Here is a 2,297-nt window from a genome sequence, read left to right as displayed (position 1 = left end):
CTGCCGTTCGGCGGCAAGGTACGGCAGATCATGGTGGATATCGATCCGCGCGCGCTGCAGGCCAAGGGACTTGCGCCGCTCGACGTGGTCAACGCGGTCAATGCGCAAAACCTGATTCTGCCGGGCGGCACCGCGAAGATCGGCACGAAGGAATACAACGTGCAGATGAACGGCAGCACCGACACGGTGGCCGCGCTCAACGATCTGCCGATCAAGACCGTGGCCGGCGGCGTGGTGTACGTGCGCGACGTCGCCCATGTGCGCGACGGCTACGCGCCGCAAACCAACATCGTGCGCAGCGACGGCAAACGCGCGGCGCTCCTGACCATCGAAAAATCCGGCAGCACGTCGACCCTCACCATCATCCAGCAGGTCAAGGCGATGCTGCCGCATATCGCGGCCGGCCTGCCGAGCGCGCTGCACATCACCGCGCTATCCGATCAATCCGTGTTCGTGAAGTCGGCCGTGGTGGGTGTGGCGCGCGAGGCGCTGATCGCCGCCGCCCTCACCGCCCTGATGATCCTGCTCTTTCTCGGCAGCTGGCGCGCCACGCTGATCATCGCGGTGTCGATTCCGCTCGCCGTGCTGACCTCGCTGATTGCGCTATCCGCGCTCGGCCAGACCATCAACATCATGACGCTCGGCGGCCTCGCGCTTGCTGTGGGGATTCTCGTCGACGACGCCACCGTCGCCATTGAAAACATCACGCATCATCTGGAGAACGGCGAGCCGTTGCACGACGCGATCCTGAACGGCTCCGGCGAAATCGCCGTGCCGACCTTCGTCTCGACGCTGTCGATCTGTATCGTGTTCGTGCCGATGTTCCTGCTCTCCGGCGTCGCGCGCTATCTGTTCGTGCCGCTCGCCGAAGCGGTGGTGTTCGCGATGATCGCGTCGTACTTCTTCTCGCGCACGCTGGTGCCGACCCTCGCAATGTATCTGATGCGCGCGCGCAGCAATGCGCCGGTCACCGGCAACGGTCCGATTGCGCGCCTGATCCGTTTTCAGGCCGGCTTCGAGCAGCGCTTCGAAGGGCTGCGCGAACGCTATCGCGGCGTGCTCGGCACGGCGATCGCGAGTCCGCGGCGCTTCATCGCGATCTTTCTGCTGCTGTGCATCGGCTCGCTCGCGCTGGTGCCATTCGCCGGGCGCGACTTTTTCCCGGCTGTGGATACCGGCGAAATCCGCCTGCATCTGCGCGCGCCGACCGGCACGCGGATCGAGGACACCGCGAGTATCACGGACCAGGTCGAAGCCCGCGTGCGCGACGTGATCCCGAAGCAGGAACTCTCGGCGATGCTCGATAACATCGGCGTGCCGGTGAGCGGCATCAATCTGACCTACGACTCGTCGGACCCGATCGGCCCCGAGGATGCCGACGTGATGATCACGCTCGCGCCGAAACATAAGCCGACCGCGCAATACGTGGCGACGCTGCGCAACACGCTGACGAAAGATTTTCCCGGCGTCACCTTCGCCTTCCTGCCCGCCGACATCGTCAGCCAGATTCTCAACTTCGGGCTGCCCGCGCCGATCGATATCCAGATCGTCGGCAACAAGCTCGACGCCAACCGCGTGGTGGCGAATCGCCTGCTCGCGCAACTGCGTGGCGTGCGCGGCCTCGTCGACGCGCGCATTCAACAGCCCGGCGACGCGCCCGCGATCAACGTCAACGTCGACCGCACCCGGGCGATTCAGGCCGGCCTGTTGCAACGCGATGTATCGCAGAACCTGCTGATCGCGCTCTCCGGCAGTTCGCAGACCACACCGAATTTCTGGCTCGATCCGCGCAACGGCGTGAGCTATCCGTTGATGGCGATGATGCCGCAGTACGACATCAACTCGTTGCAGGCGCTTGCCAATATTCCGGTCGCGCAGAACGGCGGTGCGCTCACGGCCTCCGCCTCGGCGAACGGCGCCGGCCCCGCGCCGCAGAACCTGCTGGGCGCGTTGAGCACGCTGACACGCGGCACCCAGCAAGCCGTCGTCTCGCACTACAACGTGCAGCCGGTGCTCGATATCTTCGCGTCGGCGCAAGGACGCGATCTCGGCGGCGTAGCAGCCGACGTGAACCGGCTCGTCGATCAGATCCGGCCGCAATTGCCGCCGGGCGCGTCCATCGTCGTACGCGGCCAGGTGCAAGCCATGCACGATTCGTTCAGCGGCCTCGCGAGCGGCCTCGTGTTCGCCATCGGCCTCGTCTATCTGCTGATGGTGGTCAATTTCCAGTCGTGGCTCGACCCGTTCATCATCATCAGCGGCTTGCCGGGCTCGCTCGCGGGCATTGCGTGGATGCT

General features: G+C 65.3%; 1 protein-coding gene. It reads left to right on the top strand.

The window, feature by feature from the left end; all coding sequences use genetic code 11:
• Nucleotides 1–2,297 (top strand): efflux RND transporter permease subunit (locus tag PQR42_RS45320; RefSeq protein WP_408496057.1); only part of this gene is annotated, 2,297 nt, incomplete at both ends.

Source organism: Paraburkholderia sediminicola (assembly GCF_046027355.1).
GTDB classification, from domain to species: domain Bacteria; phylum Pseudomonadota; class Gammaproteobacteria; order Burkholderiales; family Burkholderiaceae; genus Paraburkholderia; species Paraburkholderia sediminicola_B.
Note: the sequence above shows the minus strand (reverse complement) of the source record. Positions and strands in the feature narration are given on the sequence as shown.